The following is an 18,515-nucleotide window of genomic DNA, read 5'->3' as shown; positions in this document are numbered from 1 at the left end:
TGACCGTACTTACAAAAAAAACCCGACCTAAGATCGTTCTTAATCTTAGGTCGGGTTGTTTTAGACGTTTTTCGTCACCTTTTCCACTATAGACTAACTTTACAGCGATAAATTGATTTTAAATACTTCCCCTGCATTTCCGCCAAAAACGATTAGCCCACCTTCTGGCAGTACGACTGAATTGCTCATGCTGGCAATAGAGAAATTGACGGGGATACCCTTTGCATCATAAACGGCAAAGCCTCCTCCTTCTGGAATATCCACGGTCATTGTCTTATTGGCTGATTGTTCATCGATCTTAAACCATACGGCACGGCCATTAGATGGTATGGTGCAAGTGGACGATTTCCCTCCATAGATGGGTTTTACAGCATCCTCGCTAATATAGGAGAATCCTTCGATCACTAAATATTCCGCGTGTCCCTCTTTATAGAAATTTAAATCAAATGCATCTCTTCCATTCATAATAGGAATCTTGACCACATTGACTGCTTTGTTCTCATCCATAATTTTCGTGCCTGTGGCGTATCCATATTCCAAATCAACGGATATATTCTTTGTTAATATCTCTTGTGACAGATAGAACATAGAAGTGATCTTTTCATCCAGAGCGTAGTATTTTTTTCCGTTCCTATTTTCCCAGGCCTTTCTCGTGGCCTCCTGGAGCGGGTTAGGGTCCAGCTTTTGATATTCATAGGTCACCATAAGCAACTGGCCTACTCCTGGAAAATTCAAGTATGTGCTGAGCTTAATGTAGGTAACTCCATTCTTTTGCTGCTCAAAACTTATGACTGCACTACCATCTTTACTTTTGAATTGCCCATCGCCCGTATACACATATTGTTGCGGTGGAACAAGCCCTCCTATGAATGCAGGCAAGTCGATTTCGCCGTTCTTAATTTCGACATGGATAGTTTCACCTACCATACCGTATAGCCCAGAGTGTGCGAGTAAATCAGATGGCATTTCCACTTTAACAGGGGCTTCAAATGTTTTATTCGGCAGGATGTCTTTAATAATCCCTTTATCTTTTAAGTACTCCAATAAGATATTATTTGTAAAAGCGCTGTTGTAAATTGAAGCTCCACCGGATGAAAGCACAGCTATTGAGATATTATATTCCGGTATTGTAGTTAAGTCAGAGTGATATGAAACGGTATCCCCACCTTTGTTTAATGCCGTAATTCCATATTCATTAAACGGTGTCAAACGAACGGCGTCCCACCCTAAACCGTAGTTAAAGATGTTCGCCTCTTCAGCAACCCACAATCCTTTTTTATACTCATGATTTTGCATGGACTTTACGGATTGTTCAGATAAAATATCTGTTCGGTTACCTATTAATACATCTGCAAACTTAGTTAATTCTTCCGCAGTGGAGTATAGGCCTCCTGCCCCAAAAATATTCGCATTCTCAACGGGCAAAGCATGATCCATCGTAGGAAAATAAGTTTTTGCGAGTTTTTGCCGATCAAAATCATCGAGCGGAGTTTTGGTAGAGCTTAAATTCAATGGGGTGCTAATGTATTTTTCAAGGAATTCACTATAGCTTACGCCGCTCACTCGTTCAATCAATATTTCAAGCAGTTGAAAACCATCATTACAATAGACGGAATATTCACCTGGGTCTGATTTCAAATTTTCAGACTGCAATCTTCTCAATAATTCATCATGATTTTGTGTATCATTGTCATCAAACAGCATACTATTTCCATAGTGACTACCGTAAAGTCCTGAAGAATGATTCATCAACATACGTGGCGTAATTTCTTTATATCTTTCATCTGCCATTTTAAAATCCTTGATATAGACGGTAAGCGGCTGATCAATATCAACTTGCCCCGAATCCACGAGCATCATCGTTGCTGCAGTTACATAAATCTTGCTTATCGAGCCTATACCGAACATCGTATCTTTGGTTACTGGTGAATTGGTAGCTTTATCATATACACCAGCACTATCGGATAAAACAATGGATCCATGATCCATGATGGCATACTGCAACCCACTTACACCATAACTGGCCACGAGCTCAGAAGCTAGGCTGTGAGCCTTTTCCTTCAGTGAAACTTTATTATTTTGTGCCAACGTATGGGGACTTGGTATTACAAAAAGCATAGCGGCAAGGCATACGGTAATTATTTTTTTCATCATCCCTTAGCTCCCCTCTTCCATGATCAGATTGTATTACTGAATGAATCGTACTACGGCAAAGGAGTTCATACAGAAAAACACCCTGAAACGAAAAAAACAATCCCTAAACAACATGTAGTTTAAGGATTGTTCTTCTCAAATGGGATGAAAACCATATTATGAAAAACTTTATGTTTCGCTTCAATGGTCATATTTCCACCATACTTGTCACAGATTCTGGATATATTTGTCAAACCAATGCCATGGATATCCGGGTTTTCCTTTTGGCTATGCAAATGGGCTGCTTCATTCTCCATATGATTAAGGATATGAATGAATAGAGCCGACTCGTCGGAATGTATTTTAATAAGGATATATCTATCCTCAGCAATCTTAACCTTCTTAGATGCCTCTACGGCATTATCCAACATGTTGCCTAACACGACACATAAGTCATACCTATCCATATTTAATTCCTGCGAATACAGGCTTAACTTTGTATTTATTTTTATTCCATTGGCCTGGCCAATATTAAGCGTATTCGTGACGAGAGCATCTATCACTAGATTCCCCGTATTGACCCTGTGATAGGCTCCTTCGACTTTATTCAATGTAGCCTTAATATGCTCCCTTGCCGCTGCTAATTCATTTCGGTTAATACACTCTTCAATATACAGAAATTGCTGGTGCGTATCATGAATGATTCTCTTCATCGATTTGAAGCTGTGCACCGTTTTCTCGTAGTTCGCATCTTGATAATCCATTTGCTGCTGCAATTGAGCATTCTCATGCATGAATTGAAATTTATCAATGATATGATCAAAAATATAGATGATCCCCACATTTAGGACAAGAAATCCGATGATCGAAATAAAATAATAAATATTTTTTTCACTGTAAGTCGTTAGAACATTAAGCTGGTAAATACTTATTGCGGGAACGATCATAAATATAATGTAGTAACGATAATGTATAGGGAAGCTCCTGCGTTTGGCTATGAGTCGTATAATTTGAATGACAGCAAACATGATAATGCAACTCAATAATATCACTTTAATAAAGGAATGAGCTTGTATATAGGTAGGATCAACGGTGCTTAAGTCAACGGAGTCTATGACATAAAATATATATAGGGAGATCAAATTAACGATCGTCATTATAACAACATAAAGTATCGTAAAAGTAATTTTAGTTTTTAACTCCACTCGATAAGCTTGCGCTAAACTAAACACCATCACCAGCGCCAGGATTGAGGATACAACCGTAGTCATATGAACTGTCAAGTATATGTAATCAAGAACCACGAATAGGATGAAGTAAATAACTCTATTCGCTTTTCTCGTTGATTTATCAAGCACAGAATTAAAAAACAAAGTGCCTTGAAAACACATGACAAGTGCGACACAGCCGACAATAAGCAGATTATATTGAATCATATTAATGATCCTTCATAATCATAAATTTGGTATAGAAATCTTTAACCTCTTTCACTTTAGTACGGCCTATGGGCAACTTTGCATCGTTGGACATCAGCACAACCCCGCTCGCGAATTTCTTCACATGAATCAAATTGATAATAATGGAACGATGGATTTGCAAAAAATTAAAATCCTTTAATGCTAAAGCATAATCGGATATAATGCCTCTGCTTTCATAAGTTTGACCCGTTGTGATAAAGTTTAATTTACTTTTTATCGTTAAGCTCTTGGCAGCTTCAATAGCAATGATGTCATCATATCTTAAAACCACTTCCTCATACTCTGACTTAATGATCATCCACTTCTTATCAAGGGCTTGGAAGTATTGGCACAGCTTTATAACTTTCTCCTCCAAAATGTGGGGGGCAATTGGCTTGATCAAATACTGGAAGGTCATTACGTCGAAGCTTTCTACCATATATTCCGGGTAGCTTGTTAGAAATATAATTTGTTCATCGAGATTTTTTAAATTTCTAATGATATGGGCTGTTTGTATTCCGTTAATACCACTCATTTCAACATCCAATATTAAAATATGAAAGGGCTTTTCATTGTTCTCATAATGAGATACGAGCTGCTCTCCCGAATCAAAGCATTCAATTTCAAATTCTATATTAGACTTTATCGAGAGTGCAATCAGAATATTCTTAACCAGCTCCCGTTGTTTTTCCTCATCGTCGCACAAAGCCACTCTATACAATAACCTACACCTCATTCCCAGGGTGATTGTGAAATCGATTCATGTGTAAGCCATTATACAATAGTTTGATGGTTTCCTAATAAATTATGGCTAAAACGCAAATTGAAATCCCTTAAATGCCTTTCGTGGGCTACTCGCTAACGTTGTTTAATTTTATTTCGTAATATCAAGCCAGCCACCAGATGTCAGTACCTTGGCATTATTAGTTAACCGATTAATTTTCACAGGAAGTGTTTGATCGTTTATTTCGATCTCAGTATATTTATATAAAGTAGGATGTATAAATAAGCTAAAGAAAACTAATAAAACTAATGCATATATAAAATAATATCTCTCTTTCATTAAATAGCACCCCATTTTATAAAATAAATCTAAATCTTTTCCTGTAAATGAATTATTCATTTATTCACCGCTTCCGTAGAAGTTCAATGATCTCATCGTATGACTCCACAGACGGCGTTCTTGAAGGATCCATATTCTGATACCCCGCTTCAACCCGACCTCTCCAATATTCCGCAACCTCTAGTGCCGTCCAATTGGTACCCGTTATTATTAAGGGATCTGCACCAGCATCTAATAGGAACTTCACGATTTCCACCTGGCCATCAGCAGCCGCAATTTGGAGCAGAGTTCTGCTATAAGAGTAGTCTTCCGCGTAATAATTTATATCCATCCCGTTTTCAAGAAACAACTTCACGATATCAAGGGAGTCATCAATAAAGTGATATATGGCCGAGCCCTCAGGTCCAACCATAATGGTGGGATCAGCGCCTGATTCTAATAACCTTTTAACCTCCGCTACATTTTTGCGTATCACAGCACTAAGCAGTTGATCCTGTTTTGCAGAAATAATCCAGACTACATTTAAGCTCTCACCATAAAACTCTACATCCGCTCCACTCGCCGTTCCGACAAACCGAAGGGGAATATAAGTTGTTCCATTGCGAAGTACTGGCGCTAGCGGCATAACTTCGGCAGCATCATTCACTTTGGCATAAACCGAGCCGATGGTTAGTGTAATTGTCACTTCTGAATTCTTTCCCACCACTTGATGATGCACAGGATCCCACTCTACATCTAATCCAAGCTGGTTAAAGACAGGACGGAATGGCACCATCGTTGTTCCATTATGTTGAAAAGGGGGCGTTGAGAGCTTGAGTTCTTTATTATCGATAACAATTTTATATGAAGGGACTGCTGCATTGGTTTGAGCGTCTATATTGCTCTGTAAAGGAATAAAAACAAATAGAACTAACAGTACAATAAATACTCGTTTAATCATGTGATTTATTATCGCTCCTCGATTCTTTTATTTGATACGCAAGCCTATACAGATCAGCAATGTCAAATCGACCGATCGCCTCAAATCTTTTGACTGCCTCGTCTATACTTACGGCTTCCACGGCTACAACCTTCTCACCATCCGTCGGATTCAATGGCCCTGAAACGATCCTCACTTCTCCCAAGCAAATCAGTCTAATAAAATTAGGATGAGGGATATGGGGCCGATACGGCTCCTCTGCACTGGAAAAACAATAAAAATAACCAAACACTTCAAAATCACTTATCTCCGCGCCTAACTCCTCAAGCATTTCCCTTCTTAAACACTTTAAATAGCTCTCCCCGGGTTCCATCGTTCCACCTGGCAGTTCCCATCTGCCGTCATCCAATTGCATGACCACACACTCTGAGCCAATAAAAGGGATCATGCTAATATTACTCACCAATGCTTCATCGAAAACCTTGCCTAGCTTAAACTGGCTGGATACTTGTCTCCAATGGATTGGCTTCTTCAAGGTAGGTACGTTATCCAAATAATCAGCGATATCATTCATATCAATGCAGGCACCTTTCAGTTAAGATTCTACTGCCCGAGGCAGGGTCATTTATTGCCTTTCCGAATTAGACTAGCACACAGCATGGTACAACGTAATACTCTACATTAGTCTATTTTATAAAGGAGTGCTCCGATGAAAGGGAAATCATCTTTTGATTATATCGTTATAGGTACAGGACCAGCAGGCGCAGTCATCGCCAAAACGCTTACAGATGATAAGAAAACTTCTGTACTCGTCATCGAAGCGGGCGAAAATCATGATAAAGACAAACCCATTATGGATTCAAGCTTTGCTCTGGAACTGGAGGAGAGCTTTTTCCCCAATTACTTCTGGCAAGGAGAAGGCGTCCCTCAAGAGAACATAGATGATCGATCTTTTGAATGGACAACCGGCCGCCTCTCCGGCGGCGGATCTTCCATTAACGGGGAGCAGTATGTGCGTCCAACCACAGCGGTGCTTAGAGAGTGGGAACAGTTACTCGGTCCCATTTGGTCCCCGGATAAAGCCATTCGTCGCTTTAAACGACTAGAAAATTATAATGGTGAAACCGATAACGTGGAGGCGCGCGGGTTTCAAGGAAGAATAGACATCAGGCAAGCGCCTTCGGAACCAACGCCCCTGGCGGATAAGCTCGTCCTCGCCATTGAGCAAGCCACCGGATTTCCTAGCATTCTTGACTACAATGATACTGATACTCCACTCGGTCCATTCACCCGCTGGCAATTGTATCAAATGCCAAATGGAGACCGGGAAAGCTCGTCAACCGCTTTTTTGTCCTCCGATATCGTTACATCCTCTGGCCGAGGCAAGAATGGACGTAAACTAACCGTTTACTATAAGACAACAGCCCTTCGCGTGCTTTTTGACCGCAAACGGGCTATAGGCGTAGAGTTATTAAAAGAAGGGAAGTTCATTAAAGTATTTTCGAGAAAAAAAGTGATCATTTCAGCAGGAATAAATAGTCCCCAATTGTTAATGCTCTCGGGGATAGGCCCCGCCAAAACGCTAAAAGCAGCGGGAATACCTGTCATTGTTCATAATCCGAACGTAGGCCAAAGATTAAAAAATCACACATTAAACACTGCTGTGTTTACAACGAACCCCGATGATGCTGCACTGCCTTCCAATGATCCGGATGCGCTATACACAGGAGGAGCCTTTTTGCCTGACCCCACTGGAACAAAACCTGACCGTAGAGCCGTACAACTGATTGGAATCGGTTCGGATGGCATGTTAACCATCGCGATTCTATATTTGCGGCCCAAGAGCCGGGGATCGATTACCATTCAAAATAATGATCCGCTCAACATTGTGTTGGCTGATGAAGGGTTTCTGTCAGATCCAAGAGACATGGAAGCAGTTAAAAATATTTATAAAATATATATCAAAAAAATTGCGGCCGAACTGGCAAGCATAGATCCTTCCATCCGTCTCGTAACACCGAGTTTGGATGTTATAGATGATGATTTGCAGCTAGAACAGTTTATTAAGGAAAACTTCGATCATAATCATCACCAGCAGAGCTTCCTTCGGATGGCCCCAAGGAACAAGGGCGGAGTCGTTGATCGTCTAGGAAATGTACACGGGGTAAAGGATTTAATCGTCGCCGACGCCTCCCTCATTCCATTTACGGTCGACGGCAATACTTCTGCCGCTGCGTTCCTTATCGGATATACGATTGCTAATCAACTGCGCAATCGCTCTAGAATTGCAGAACGGGACGAAGAATAATTATTGGCCAGACCGACGTCACGAAGGTACTAGAATAACGCTTCCTCAATAACGCTGTGAGTACCATATGGTGGCGGCGGTGACATGTAGGATGGCACCGATGAAGGCATTCGCGGCACTGGTGGTGGCCCTGATGCGGGTACTCGTGGTGGTGGCGGTGGGGCTTGTGATGGTACCTGCTCTGCCGCCTGTGGCACAAGATTCATACCACAATGCTCACAGAATCGAGCCGAAGCATTTAGTCGTCTCCCACATGAAGAACAAAATTTGTAATCCAATCCGTCCATTCCTTCCTTTATGTATATTAATTAATAAGAGAATATCCAACTTTGGACATCAATATGTATCTAGTAAAATCATACCAAATTAGACAGGTTTATTGTACTAGCTGTGGTAGAATTTACAAAAGCAACCCGACCTTTAGATTGCTCTTAGGTCGGGTCGTCAGTACAAGTTCTTTTCTTCGTTTTTTTGCCAATGCGGATATTAATTCCCTCCATTTCTCGTTATACTTAACATAGTATAGTTTATTTCTTTACAGACTCTTTGCCGAGGTTTGTTGTTATTTATATACATCACCTCTTGGACCTACACGTATAACAAATACTATTAATTCTAACCCTATATCTCGAGCTCACGTTTCAAATCCCCTAATGATTTAGTTTGTCCGCTCTGGAACTCTAATTGTCCCTTTTCAATGGCTTTTAAATCACTGGCTGTTAAATAATCATCTTCTTCATCCAACTGTTTCTCAAGTAACCACGATAAAAAGCTCTTAGCCACAATTTTATTCTTATCATTCAAATGATCCAAAATATGTTCCAATTCATCATTTGGGACACTCATCAACTGTAATCTGACCTATCTTAATATTGTTTTTTCTCTAGGTACAGTGGATTTAAAAAACTCCTGTTTGATGTCTGCTTTGAGTACCTTCTTTAACCTATCTCTACCAATTTGATCGAAACGATTTTGTACCTTCAATACATGTTCTGTATCTGATTTTATCTGACTTTCTATTCTTTCATAATCTTCATAACTGTCATACTCCCACATGGCAAATACTTCTGTATTGTTCTCGTCTTTTTCAAGCATCCATCGTCCAATTAATCTGGCTCCATATTTCAACTGGGAGGGTAATAATATCTCATTAAATAACTGATTAAACTCATCAATAAATGCTGGCTCAATGATATAAGTTTTTCTTCTATAAAGCATTTGTCACACGCCCTTTCTTTTTTATGTTCAAGTCCTTTTTCCTGCCTCATTTTATTCCTTCATATTTTTATATAAAACTTCGCCTTCTTGTTTTACTTTAATAACGGTCTCATGGCTATTTTGGCTCCCTGAAAGAAACTGAGTTGCTTCCTTAGTAACTAGCTCGTTTAGCGCCCTGTTAAAGTCACGTGGTAAATCAATTGGATAACGAATGCGAATGTCATGATTTAACTTATAAAACGGTTCAAGTGAGTGACCAAATAACTCTTCAGAGTATGTTGTTCTTGTGTATAATCCGGTAACAGATTTAGATTTTACTTTTGCTACTTCATCGCTATTGACAAACGAAATAAATTTCCATGCCAATTCTTTATTTGGGGATCTAGAGTAAATTCCAAATACTTGATTCGGCCTTATTGTATACGAACTATCTCGAAAAGCCGGATCAACAGGCACTGTCACTATACCTAAAGTAAACGATTTATCAGATTTCTCATATTGCTCAATAAGGCTTGTCGTGGATATGGTCATTGCTGACTTCCCGTTAATAAAAAGCTCTTCCTTGCCCTTCACATCAAGAGTAGCAGTAAATACTGGTTCAGTTATGTGAATCGCACCAGATTGATGCACTTCTTGTACAGTTGCTAATATGTTTTCCCATTCTTCGGAATCATTCATTATCCAAATATTATTGTTGTTGACTGTAACTATATTTAGCCCATTGGTTCTACCTATCATACTTACTAATTCGTATAAGGAACCCTCGAATGAAAAACCATAGGTATCATCCTTATCATCTACAAATCTGGTCGCTAACCCAAAAACATCTTTCCAACTTAATTGATCCTCGGGATATTCAATACTGAATTGGTCAAACATATCCTTATTGTAAAATAACGCGATACTAGAAAACATGGGGGCTAAACCATTTAAACGATTTGATGCATTTTCTCGTAACAATGAAGTAATGTGGGGATTAAAATTATCAATATCAAAATGATCTTTTTGTATCCACTCATCGAGACTTTCAAGCACCTCTCGGTTAGAAAAGGTAAGGTATTCTTCATATGACCTCGTAAATACGACATCTATATTCGCCTGGTCTATTTGTTTAATGAGTTCATCTATGGAGCCTTCAGATCGATTGACCAGGTTATCAAGTGAAACCACTTCAACCTCAATATCAGGATATTTCGAATAGAACATATTTCCGTAATCCGCGTTAAACATTTCTTGATTCCAGTATAAAACTTTAATCTTCCCACCCTGCGGTTCATTTGTGGAATTGCAAGCTGTTAGAATTATTAATACAATAAATACAATAGTCATTTTTCTCATTATATTAGACAAGTCCCTCTCACTATATTCTTTTGAATGTGAACATATGTCACTTAAACCAACATTCAATATTTCTTTTATGTATGTTAAATTGTTATGTTCTCGCTTTCCTTAAGACCTACAAACTCAATGTCAGCACAATAGAAATTAATCATTCCATTCTCGTAATCCTCAATCAAATATTTCATGGGGTGATATCCATGATCCTTTAAATCTCTAATATTAAATCCACTTATTTGAGTTAGTGCCCCTCCAGATTTAAAGTTTAGGCTTTCTACATGTGTTTTCTAGATTTTATAATGTTCTTTCTGTTTTGAATTCCCCTGTTGGTCCAGACCAACCGAATCCATCTCCAGTAAATTTTGGAATAAACATGCATGTGATAATGTTTCAAATCATTGAAAATTCCACCATTTTGGCAAAAAATAATTCCTTCTGGCTCAAATATCTTCTTTAATAAAACTGAAGAGTTTTACTGTTCTTAATTCAACTTCTTATTTGTTCATTCAACATACTTGTCCACCTCTTCTAAAATTGATTCTATTGGATGATTAAGTGCGCTAATGCTCTGATTTCCTAAAACGTTCTCGTATCACGACACGACCCAGCCTTAGATAGCTCGTATCTTAGGCTGGGTCGTGTGTTGTCTGAGCTTCTTCCTTGATTATACATCTAACAGGTCTCGCAGCGTGATTACGCCGTTCACTGATATTGTACCTCACTAAGAATTTCATCTTTCATATATGGTTTAATGGCTTTAGGGGTTACAAGATCAACTTCTCTGCCAAGTACAGACTCTAAATAGTCCTTTAAATCCAAAAATTCAAATCCTACAGGTCGAGAAAATTCAACTAATAAATCAATATCACTGTTTTCTGTTTGCTCATTGCGAGCAAATGAACCAAATAACCCAATCTTCTCAACATAAAAATGTTCCTTCAAATATTGTTTTTCAGTTCTTAATTTATTTTCAATCTCTTCTCGCTTCATTGAATTTCCCTCCCTAATCATTATTATGCTTTCATTATAACCTAAAAGAGTTATTAATGACTTTAATGTCTTTACAGGGAAATTTCACTTAACGCTTCCGCATCTACAACGCGACCCAGCCTTTGATCGCTCTTCTCTTAGGCCGGGTCGTGTGTTGTCTGAATATGCTTCTTTGCATTTCTTGTATTCACGACATCGATTTCCCTTAGATAACTCCTTGCTTAGGTAGATCGATGTGTTCCAATTGCTCCTTCATCCCCGAAGCCTCGTCTGCTGGACCGAAGACCCTAAGGCCCGAAGCGTGAATATGGTGCTATCAAAAGTCATCTAAAATCAGTTTCTAAATGTAATCCAATTTATGCACAAACTTACTGCCACAACTCAAAGACCCGAGAGTGCCGGAAACCTTGAGACGTCTGCTTCCATGGTCATCATCGCTGCCTCTAACTTACCGGATATTTACATCGAAATAATAATAACAGCATAAATCAGCCCCTATCCTGCAACACGCTGAGGGGTATTTGACGCTTACGTTGTTGAGAAGCTTCAAATGAAGCTGCATCTCTATCCTTTACCGTTGTTGAAGCCTCAGAGGGAATGGCCTCTATGTCCCTTACCGGTTGTAGAGGAGCTTCAGATGGAACCGCCTCTATGTCCTTTACCTGTTCTTGAGGAACCACAGAAACTAGTTCACTTTCCTTTACCTGTTGTTGAGGAGCTTCAAAGGAAGCTGCCACACTGTCCTTTGTCGATTCTTGAGAAGCCTCAGGAGGTGTTGCCTCACTACCAATGGATGTCTTTTTATAAACTTCAGCAGCATCTACACTGTCAACTACTTTAGGTGCGTTATTGGAAGCCCATATTGCTGCAGTTGTGCTAATCACAGCAACCAGAACTAATGTTGTAATCGTTAGAAAGATGGTTTTCTTATTCGATTTCTTTACGTTAAGCATAACTGTCAGTCTCCTTTTTAAATGTTTGCCGTCACCGGATAAAAAGGAGCTGAATTGCGCTGGTACATTCCTTGAGCCTGCCATAACGTTCAAGATCGTTTCCCCATAGCACTTACGGTCCGCATGAGACATCCCTTTTACGACTTCTTCATCACAAGACAGCTCGCTCCAGGTATGAATGTCCTTGCGGATCATGTGAACCAAGGGATTAAACCAATGCAAAGCACTGGCCCCCAACGTGAGCATCTTGACCCATAAATCTTTTCGTTTCAGATGGATCAACTCATGCTGGAGCACCATGTCCATATTCAAATTCACAAGATTCTCCATCGGGAGGTAAATAGTAGGCTTCCAAAGCCCGACAAGAACAGGACTTCGTATAATGGAGCTGTAAGCAAGCTGAACGTTGCTTTTTAGGCCAAGAGCTTTCTTGATTAAAGGAAGCTGTTCACCAGCTTCGCTGTTCTGCGGAACGGCGGTACGCGTATGTTCTAATTTCTTCAAAAAGCTTTTATAACAGTACATGTGCCATGCCATGAAACCGAGAGCTCCGATTGCCCATATGCTTAGGAGGAGGACGGCAACATTTGCTGAAATAGTCTGTTCAGGCACAAACGGCTTCGGATTGATCTCTGGAAACTGCATGGTTTGCGTATGTTGTAAATTGAATATTGAATTGGATGTAAAAAGCCACGAAAACCCCGAAATGCAAAGGGCCGCGGGAAAAAGATAAAAAACGACTGCCATTTCACCGAGTCCGTAACGCCACTTTGCAGGAAAGATATCCGTGGGTATGAGCCGCAGTGCAAGCATAAAAGCCGTAGCGACACTTCCGGCCACGGTCAAAGTAAACAGCATTTCAAGAATGGTGTTCATCTGCAGCACCTACTTTTCTGATAACCATTTTTTCAGTTCGGTAATGTCTTGCTCTGAAAGTTTGTCTCCATCGTACATCGCTGAAATCAAATTTTTAACGGAGCCTTGATACAATCCGTCCAGAACGTGCTGCGTCTCCAGCAGCTTATAATCCTCAGACGAAATGCGAGGCGAATATTCGTTAGTCCGTCCATCACGTCTTGTAGCGGTAAGCGCTCCTTTGTCCACTAAACGTGATAGAAAGGTAGATATGGTCTGTGCTTTCCATTCTTTTCCCCGTTCAGCAAACAGACGCAACAGCTCGGTGGAGGTGACCGGAGGCGTACACGCCCAAATCGCTTCCATTAGCTCCAATTCCGTATCCGATAGCTTTTGAATCTTATTCATTGTGAACCCCCTATTACATCGTAATCGGCATAACAAACCAAATCACTATGCTCCGTAGTTAAAATAACATACTGCTTTATGTAGTGAATTGTCAAGTAATGGTGGGATGCCTTGGCGGACGACAGTACGAGGAAGCGGCTTCCGCCGCTTCACTCTTTCCTTTATCCTCTTTATGGGGCTTGCACAAGCGCATCCTGAGCTCGATTTTGCAACTCACTAATCGCTTCGTCCATCGTCTTCTTGTTGTCGATCACAGCTTGCAGTTCTTTTTGCAAAATGGGCATAATCAGGCTTCGAAAGCTGGCAGGAGCCTCTTCCAGCGGATCAGTGTAGTTGGAAGCAGGTTCCAATTTGAACAACGGTTCCATGCTGACGCCATCTACATCCGAAATATAGGCGGTACGGCTTAGCAATCCATTGGTATCGGGAGTTTCGGCTTTCGCCCGGGCGAATCCGTCGCTGTTGATAAACTGGACGAACTCCCATGCAGCCCGCAGATTTTGTGAGTCTGCATTGACCGCGAATACGTTGCTGATGTTGAAATAACTGCTCTGGCCGCGCTTGCTTGGATTGAACGGCGCCGTGACGATGTTCCAGTTAGGCATCTTCTCAGCTCCAAGAATAGCCTTGGCTTCTTTAAGGTTCTCAATTTCAAATGAATTGACGAGCTTCATCGCAACTTTCTCCGAAATGAAAGGATCTTGACTGTAATAATCCCCAGCGATCTGAACTTGCTTCCCCGGGCTCGGAAGATGTATTGCTTTGGAGTTAACCTCGTTTACGACCATCTGGAAAACGCTCTTCCAGGAGTCCCCTTCAAGTGTCACCTTAGAGTTGGCTTCACCATTCTTAGCTCGTTTGAGAGACCGATTGTATAGGCCAGATCAGCGTAATCGCTGTAATCGGGCAATCCGAATCCGTATACGCGATTTTGGTCGCCACCGTTGGTCGAGAAGCGGTTGGCCAGAGCAAATACCTCCTCCCAACTCATCGAGTCAGTCGGTGGTTCGATTCCGTATTTTTGGAAAAGGTCGACATTGTAGATCAATGCCTGGCTGTTGAAAGTCGGAGTTAACCCGTATAAGCTGCCGCCTCCCTTGTCCCGCAGCAACTTGACAATGGACGGATTAATGCCTTCGAGATCGAACTTATCCTGCGTAATGAGAGGATCGAGGGCGTATAGCTTGCCCTCACCCGCGAGCTTCTCGTATTGATTGGTCCCAAGCAGCAGCACGTCCGGTTTTTCCTCTTCAATGAATTTGTAAATGTCCTCGTCAGTAAGCGATCCCCAGTTTTCCAGCGACTGCATGTTTAGGACTTCCACGTTGATGTTTGGAAATTTACTTACAAACAAAGTTCCGTAATCCCGGAAAAATTCACTTTCGTCATAATAATACATCACCTTGATCGTTGGCTCCTCGCCCTGGGGGAGCGGCCTCAGGCCGCCTTCACTCTTACTGTCTCCCCCGATGCAAGCGGAGACTAGCATCGTTAACGACAGCACGCTTATTGACACCATGATCTTCTTCCATCTTAAATACTTCATCCTTAAATACTTCATCTTTCGACATCCTTTCAAAAGTGTACGGGGTGTTGTTGGCCTAAAGCTCGGTTCACGGTGAACATTTCTTGATTTCGATATGCGTCCATACCGAAATTAACCACTACGAGGTGTAGTGGTATAAAATTACTACGACACGTAGAACAATGTCAAGTCATCAGGATCGATCCGTAGCTGTGGCTAACTCGATCTTCATCAATTCAAACATCCATGTAATCTTCATGGCTTGGTTTCGGTCTAAACGGCTCCTTCTTTTTAGTTGTGGTAGAACGCAAAAAAACCGCAGACCTTGCCCGTTATTTAAGCAATATCTGCGGAATGCATCTGATTCACCCTAGGTTATAGCCCATTTGCAAAATAGAGGAAACGACAAAAAGAGACTTCACCGAAGTGTCGTCTCTCACCCAAGTTATTCACTAAAAACTTTAAAGGATACTAACCAGCTCAGCTCCATTACCTTCCGATGGAACTAGTAAATAGAGCCTGTTACCATCGTAACCAATCGTTTTATAATTAAAGTTCCCAAAAGTTCTGGGGAATTCTTTAAGCGTCTCCCCATACTGGTTGATAAGGAATATTTTATTTTCCCCTGACTCCGTTAACACGAGCTTACGATTAAAATAATCAGAATTCCAATTTGAATCCCATGTGGGGAAGCTGCGACTAACTTTGTTGTTGATTTCCCCTGTCTTTAGGTCGTATTTTGCATAAATGATATAATCAGAATCTACATTAATTCCAAGGGGGTGGCCGATTTGACTTGAAGAATTTACAATCAATTCATTTCCTTCAACCAAAAAACTAGTGTTCACATTCCACTCAGCAGGGATTGTAATCGCCCTTTTGGCAGTTATATTCAATATTCTGTATAAATCCTGTGATTGAGTAGAGTTATCCCCAGTTAATTTGATGACTACATACGGCGTGTGTAGTTGGACGTCTTTTAGAATAGTATTTTCATATTTCTTATCCTCAGTCAAACTGTAAGGGAGAGTAGCTATTGGCTTTTTCCAAGGATATTCATAAAGCAGTACCTGGCCGCCACTCACAACAGCCAACTTTTCCTTGTCTTTATTCATTGCAGGCGCCCAGCTAATCCTCAAATTTTCTGTTAGTTTAATATGAGTAAATACTTGCTCCGATAGAATAGTTCCGTCAGCGGAAATGGTCACCTTTTTCAGTTTTTTATTTTCCGATGTAATAACGATGATCTTTAAAGGGTTGGTTAATACTTGGCTGTCATACACGACGGGAAATTTCTTGCTCCATACGATTTGTTGAGTGCTGAGATCCAATACTTGAAGCTGGTTGTTAATATGATCGATTAGTAAGGTTTGGGTTAAGGTTAATGCGTATGCTTTCGTGGAATCAGCAAGTAATGTTTCTGAGTATTTTGCAGCAGCTTCCGTAGTTTGGGCTGTCGAGAAAAATGTAAACAACAATATCAATGAAAACAATAAGCTCATTTTCTTCACAGGAAGAACCTCCATCGTTAAATTCATTTCCTGATTATACCATATTCCACCCACTAATGTTGATTTGTGACCATAAGAAAACCGCCTTTGTGAAAAGGCGGTTAATTGAGCTATCGTCTCCCGTTAACGTTGACACCTTAAGTGACAAGATTATCTTACCGTCTGGTAAACGAGGCCTATGGCTCCAGAATCAAAGGTCTTGTTTTCAATTAGCTTAAGATTGATCTTCTCCTTGAGACCTTGGAATAACGGCAATCCCTTACCGATCAGGACGGGAGAAACCGTAATTTTATACTCATCAATTAAATCAAGCTGCATAAGGTGGTGTGCTAACCTAGGACTGCCGAGGATGACCATATCCTTGCCTCGCTGCTGTTTGAGGTTATTGATCTCTTCCTCGACATGTTCTTTCACGAGTCTGGAATTATTCCATTCGACTTTCTCCAGCGTCGTGGAAAAAACGATTTTGGCTGTCTTTTCGATCCACTCGGCATGATTCCGTTCATGCTGCGAAGCTGATGGGTTCGAAGGCACAGATGGCCAGTAACTGTGCATCATCTGATAAGTCCCACGTCCCCAAATGACAGTGTCGGCAGTACTCAGAATTTCTTTCGCGTGTTTCTCCAAATCAGCATCGTAGGAAACCCAGCCAATATCCATTTCACCATTCGGCCCTTCTACAAAACCGTCAAGCGATGCGTGCAGAAATAGAACGAGTTTTCTCATTTTTAGTTCTCCTTGGTTCATGAGGGATATCTACATTAAACATTAACTACAATTTATCATAATTCAACTTGGGTTGTTTCTTATGGATTGCTAATCCCAAACCTGCCCGTTAACTTAACAAGAATAAGCAGAAAGCCGAATCTGGAATTGTAAAACTAATATCGTTACCTGTAAAAATTGATAATGGTGGTTACTTATAATTGCTTTGTCATTAATATTTCAAGTGGCTCATTCTCTAGTAATAAACCTCCGACATCTTTATACCCCAGCTTTCTGTAAAAATGCTGAGCCTCTTCATTAGATAACGTTGAGGTCATAACCAACTTAAAGCCTCTACCCTTCATTAATTCTTCCCAAAATTCTACTACTTCCTTTCCAAATCCACGCCCCCGATACTCTTCATCAATCCATATCAAATTCATGAAAGGTATATTGTCCCAAAAATAACCATACCTCATCCAACCAATCTCTTTATCTTGTTCTCTAAAAATATATATTTCTCCATTGCTAATTTTTGAGTTAACTAATAATTCAGCGATGTGACGATCTCGACCAACAATGAAGTTGTAATCAGATTCGCTAGCCATTTCAATTTTCATATGATTTATCCTTTGCACCGGTTTCAGATAGTTTTATTTACGATTCGAGCAGATATATTGGCAATTAAATTAACAAGAACTCCGTAAAAGATTAGAACAAGACTGTAATGAAGCTTCCCGCTAAAATCCTGAACACTACCGATCTCCGATAAAAACACCAGGCCATAACCAACGGCTATCGCTATGGAGAGAGATTGAATTAAACTTCCCGTGTCCTTAAGTACTGTACTTTTTTTATTATCTCTCTTGAAAATGAACGTCAAAATAAGAACGATAGCAACGATAACAAGAATAGTCAGTCCAGAACTAAAATTAATAAATAACACAAGATCACTCCATTCAATTTGTTTCCTTACGGATTAGTTAACCACCCAAGATTCCATTGCAGTTATATTTTACCTTTATTAACATCTGCGTACAAGCGCTTTCAATTTTCCTTTGGGCACCGGAATGAATTTCAGATCATCGCTTGGGCCTTTACGTTCCGTGCCACTTCATAGCTATTGAGTTGG

Annotated in this window: 19 protein-coding genes; 1 reads left to right on the top strand and 18 read right to left on the bottom strand. The window is 40.4% G+C overall.

Annotated elements, in window-relative coordinates:
• Positions 1 to 99: 99 nt before the first annotated feature.
• The 6 genes from G358_RS0120990 to G358_RS0120965 all read right to left on the bottom strand — a co-directional run bounded on the left by G358_RS0120990 (position 100) and on the right by G358_RS0120965 (position 6,146).
• Positions 100 to 2,151: a serine hydrolase domain-containing protein gene (locus G358_RS0120990; protein WP_026342392.1), complete on the bottom strand. Its 2,052-nt coding sequence runs from the start codon at positions 2,149 to 2,151 to the stop codon at positions 100 to 102.
• A gap of 122 nt (positions 2,152 to 2,273) precedes the next feature.
• Positions 2,274 to 3,569 carry an ATP-binding protein gene (locus G358_RS0120985; RefSeq protein ID WP_019639225.1) on the bottom strand — a complete coding sequence of 432 codons (1,296 nt, stop codon included), beginning with the start codon at positions 3,567 to 3,569 and terminating at the stop codon, positions 2,274 to 2,276.
• 1 nt (position 3,570) lies between these two features.
• Positions 3,571 to 4,311 carry a LytR/AlgR family response regulator transcription factor gene (locus G358_RS0120980; protein WP_019639224.1) on the bottom strand — a complete coding sequence of 247 codons (741 nt, stop codon included), beginning with the start codon at positions 4,309 to 4,311 and terminating at the stop codon, positions 3,571 to 3,573.
• Between the two features lie 153 nt (positions 4,312 to 4,464).
• Entirely contained in the window at positions 4,465 to 4,713 is a 249-nt protein-coding gene (locus G358_RS0120975; protein WP_019639223.1) for a hypothetical protein, read from the bottom strand.
• Between the two features lie 4 nt (positions 4,714 to 4,717).
• Positions 4,718 to 5,593, bottom strand: coding sequence for a stalk domain-containing protein (locus tag G358_RS0120970; RefSeq protein ID WP_019639222.1), 876 nt, complete (start codon positions 5,591 to 5,593; stop codon positions 4,718 to 4,720).
• Positions 5,586 to 6,146: an NUDIX hydrolase gene (locus G358_RS0120965; RefSeq protein WP_019639221.1), complete on the bottom strand. Its 561-nt coding sequence runs from the start codon at positions 6,144 to 6,146 to the stop codon at positions 5,586 to 5,588. The genes G358_RS0120970 and G358_RS0120965 overlap by 8 nt, the downstream gene beginning before the upstream one ends.
• 135 nt (positions 6,147 to 6,281) lie before the next feature.
• Between G358_RS0120965 and G358_RS0120960 the strand changes: the two genes are divergently transcribed.
• Positions 6,282 to 7,880: a GMC family oxidoreductase gene (locus tag G358_RS0120960; RefSeq protein ID WP_019639220.1), complete on the top strand. Its 1,599-nt coding sequence runs from the start codon at positions 6,282 to 6,284 to the stop codon at positions 7,878 to 7,880.
• A gap of 29 nt (positions 7,881 to 7,909) precedes the next feature.
• Here the strand turns inward: G358_RS0120960 and G358_RS34605 are convergent, their stop codons facing one another.
• The 12 genes from G358_RS34605 to G358_RS0120900 form a co-directional block, all read right to left on the bottom strand.
• Positions 7,910 to 8,167 (bottom strand): zinc-ribbon domain-containing protein, encoded by a 258-nt coding sequence (locus tag G358_RS34605; RefSeq protein ID WP_084662859.1) that lies wholly within the window; start codon positions 8,165 to 8,167, stop codon positions 7,910 to 7,912.
• Between the two features lie 334 nt (positions 8,168 to 8,501).
• Positions 8,502 to 8,726 carry a hypothetical protein gene (locus G358_RS0120950; RefSeq protein ID WP_019639218.1) on the bottom strand — a complete coding sequence of 75 codons (225 nt, stop codon included), beginning with the start codon at positions 8,724 to 8,726 and terminating at the stop codon, positions 8,502 to 8,504.
• A 15-nt stretch (positions 8,727 to 8,741) separates the two neighbouring features.
• Positions 8,742 to 9,098, bottom strand: coding sequence for an NIPSNAP family protein (locus tag G358_RS0120945; protein WP_019639217.1), 357 nt, complete (start codon positions 9,096 to 9,098; stop codon positions 8,742 to 8,744).
• A 51-nt stretch (positions 9,099 to 9,149) separates the two neighbouring features.
• Entirely contained in the window at positions 9,150 to 10,436 is a 1,287-nt protein-coding gene (locus G358_RS0120940) for an ABC transporter substrate-binding protein (protein WP_019639216.1), read from the bottom strand.
• Positions 10,437 to 11,138: 702 nt separating this feature from the next.
• Positions 11,139 to 11,426 (bottom strand): nucleotidyltransferase family protein, encoded by a 288-nt coding sequence (locus G358_RS0120930; RefSeq protein ID WP_019639214.1) that lies wholly within the window; start codon positions 11,424 to 11,426, stop codon positions 11,139 to 11,141.
• Positions 11,427 to 11,914: 488 nt separating this feature from the next.
• Positions 11,915 to 13,255, bottom strand: coding sequence for a M56 family metallopeptidase (locus G358_RS30615; protein ID WP_019639213.1), 1,341 nt, complete (start codon positions 13,253 to 13,255; stop codon positions 11,915 to 11,917).
• 9 nt (positions 13,256 to 13,264) lie between these two features.
• Positions 13,265 to 13,642 (bottom strand): BlaI/MecI/CopY family transcriptional regulator, encoded by a 378-nt coding sequence (locus G358_RS0120920; protein ID WP_019639212.1) that lies wholly within the window; start codon positions 13,640 to 13,642, stop codon positions 13,265 to 13,267.
• Positions 13,643 to 13,812: 170 nt separating this feature from the next.
• Entirely contained in the window at positions 13,813 to 14,430 is a 618-nt protein-coding gene (locus G358_RS31855) for a type 2 periplasmic-binding domain-containing protein (RefSeq protein ID WP_051107716.1), read from the bottom strand.
• Between the two features lie 35 nt (positions 14,431 to 14,465).
• Positions 14,466 to 15,203, bottom strand: a complete 738-nt coding sequence (locus tag G358_RS31850) for an ABC transporter substrate-binding protein (RefSeq protein WP_051107715.1) — start codon at positions 15,201 to 15,203, stop codon at positions 14,466 to 14,468.
• Between the two features lie 425 nt (positions 15,204 to 15,628).
• Positions 15,629 to 16,678, bottom strand: a complete 1,050-nt coding sequence (locus G358_RS0120910) for a hypothetical protein (RefSeq protein ID WP_019639211.1) — start codon at positions 16,676 to 16,678, stop codon at positions 15,629 to 15,631.
• Positions 16,679 to 16,828: 150 nt separating this feature from the next.
• Positions 16,829 to 17,404 (bottom strand): dihydrofolate reductase family protein, encoded by a 576-nt coding sequence (locus G358_RS0120905; protein WP_019639210.1) that lies wholly within the window; start codon positions 17,402 to 17,404, stop codon positions 16,829 to 16,831.
• Between the two features lie 194 nt (positions 17,405 to 17,598).
• Positions 17,599 to 18,003, bottom strand: coding sequence for a GNAT family N-acetyltransferase (locus G358_RS0120900; RefSeq protein ID WP_019639209.1), 405 nt, complete (start codon positions 18,001 to 18,003; stop codon positions 17,599 to 17,601).
• Positions 18,004 to 18,515: the final 512 nt, after the last annotated feature.

The sequence above is a fragment of the Paenibacillus fonticola DSM 21315 genome, from assembly GCF_000381905.1.
Classification (GTDB): domain Bacteria; phylum Bacillota; class Bacilli; order Paenibacillales; family Paenibacillaceae; genus Fontibacillus; species Fontibacillus fonticola.
Note: the sequence above shows the minus strand (reverse complement) of the source record. Positions and strands in the feature narration are given on the sequence as shown.

Coding starts and splice junctions, on each gene's coding strand:
- G358_RS0120990 (WP_026342392.1), bottom strand. CDS start 2,151: ATGAAAAAAATAATTACCGTATGCCTTGCCGCTATGCTTTTTGTAATA.
- G358_RS0120985 (WP_019639225.1), bottom strand. CDS start 3,569: ATGATTCAATATAATCTGCTTATTGTCGGCTGTGTCGCACTTGTCATG.
- G358_RS0120975 (WP_019639223.1), bottom strand. CDS start 4,713: ATGAATAATTCATTTACAGGAAAAGATTTAGATTTATTTTATAAAATG.
- G358_RS0120970 (WP_019639222.1), bottom strand. CDS start 5,593: ATGATTAAACGAGTATTTATTGTACTGTTAGTTCTATTTGTTTTTATT.
- G358_RS0120965 (WP_019639221.1), bottom strand. CDS start 6,146: ATGAATGATATCGCTGATTATTTGGATAACGTACCTACCTTGAAGAAG.
- G358_RS0120960 (WP_019639220.1), top strand. CDS start 6,282: ATGAAAGGGAAATCATCTTTTGATTATATCGTTATAGGTACAGGACCA.
- G358_RS34605 (WP_084662859.1), bottom strand. CDS start 8,167: ATGGACGGATTGGATTACAAATTTTGTTCTTCATGTGGGAGACGACTA.
- G358_RS0120950 (WP_019639218.1), bottom strand. CDS start 8,726: ATGAGTGTCCCAAATGATGAATTGGAACATATTTTGGATCATTTGAAT.
- G358_RS0120945 (WP_019639217.1), bottom strand. CDS start 9,098: ATGCTTTATAGAAGAAAAACTTATATCATTGAGCCAGCATTTATTGAT.
- G358_RS0120940 (WP_019639216.1), bottom strand. CDS start 10,436: ATGAGAAAAATGACTATTGTATTTATTGTATTAATAATTCTAACAGCT.
- G358_RS0120930 (WP_019639214.1), bottom strand. CDS start 11,426: ATGAAGCGAGAAGAGATTGAAAATAAATTAAGAACTGAAAAACAATAT.
- G358_RS30615 (WP_019639213.1), bottom strand. CDS start 13,255: ATGAACACCATTCTTGAAATGCTGTTTACTTTGACCGTGGCCGGAAGT.
- G358_RS0120920 (WP_019639212.1), bottom strand. CDS start 13,642: ATGAATAAGATTCAAAAGCTATCGGATACGGAATTGGAGCTAATGGAA.
- G358_RS31855 (WP_051107716.1), bottom strand. CDS start 14,430: ATGGTCGTAAACGAGGTTAACTCCAAAGCAATACATCTTCCGAGCCCG.
- G358_RS31850 (WP_051107715.1), bottom strand. CDS start 15,203: ATGAAGTATTTAAGGATGAAGTATTTAAGATGGAAGAAGATCATGGTG.
- G358_RS0120905 (WP_019639210.1), bottom strand. CDS start 17,404: ATGAGAAAACTCGTTCTATTTCTGCACGCATCGCTTGACGGTTTTGTA.
- G358_RS0120900 (WP_019639209.1), bottom strand. CDS start 18,003: ATGAAAATTGAAATGGCTAGCGAATCTGATTACAACTTCATTGTTGGT.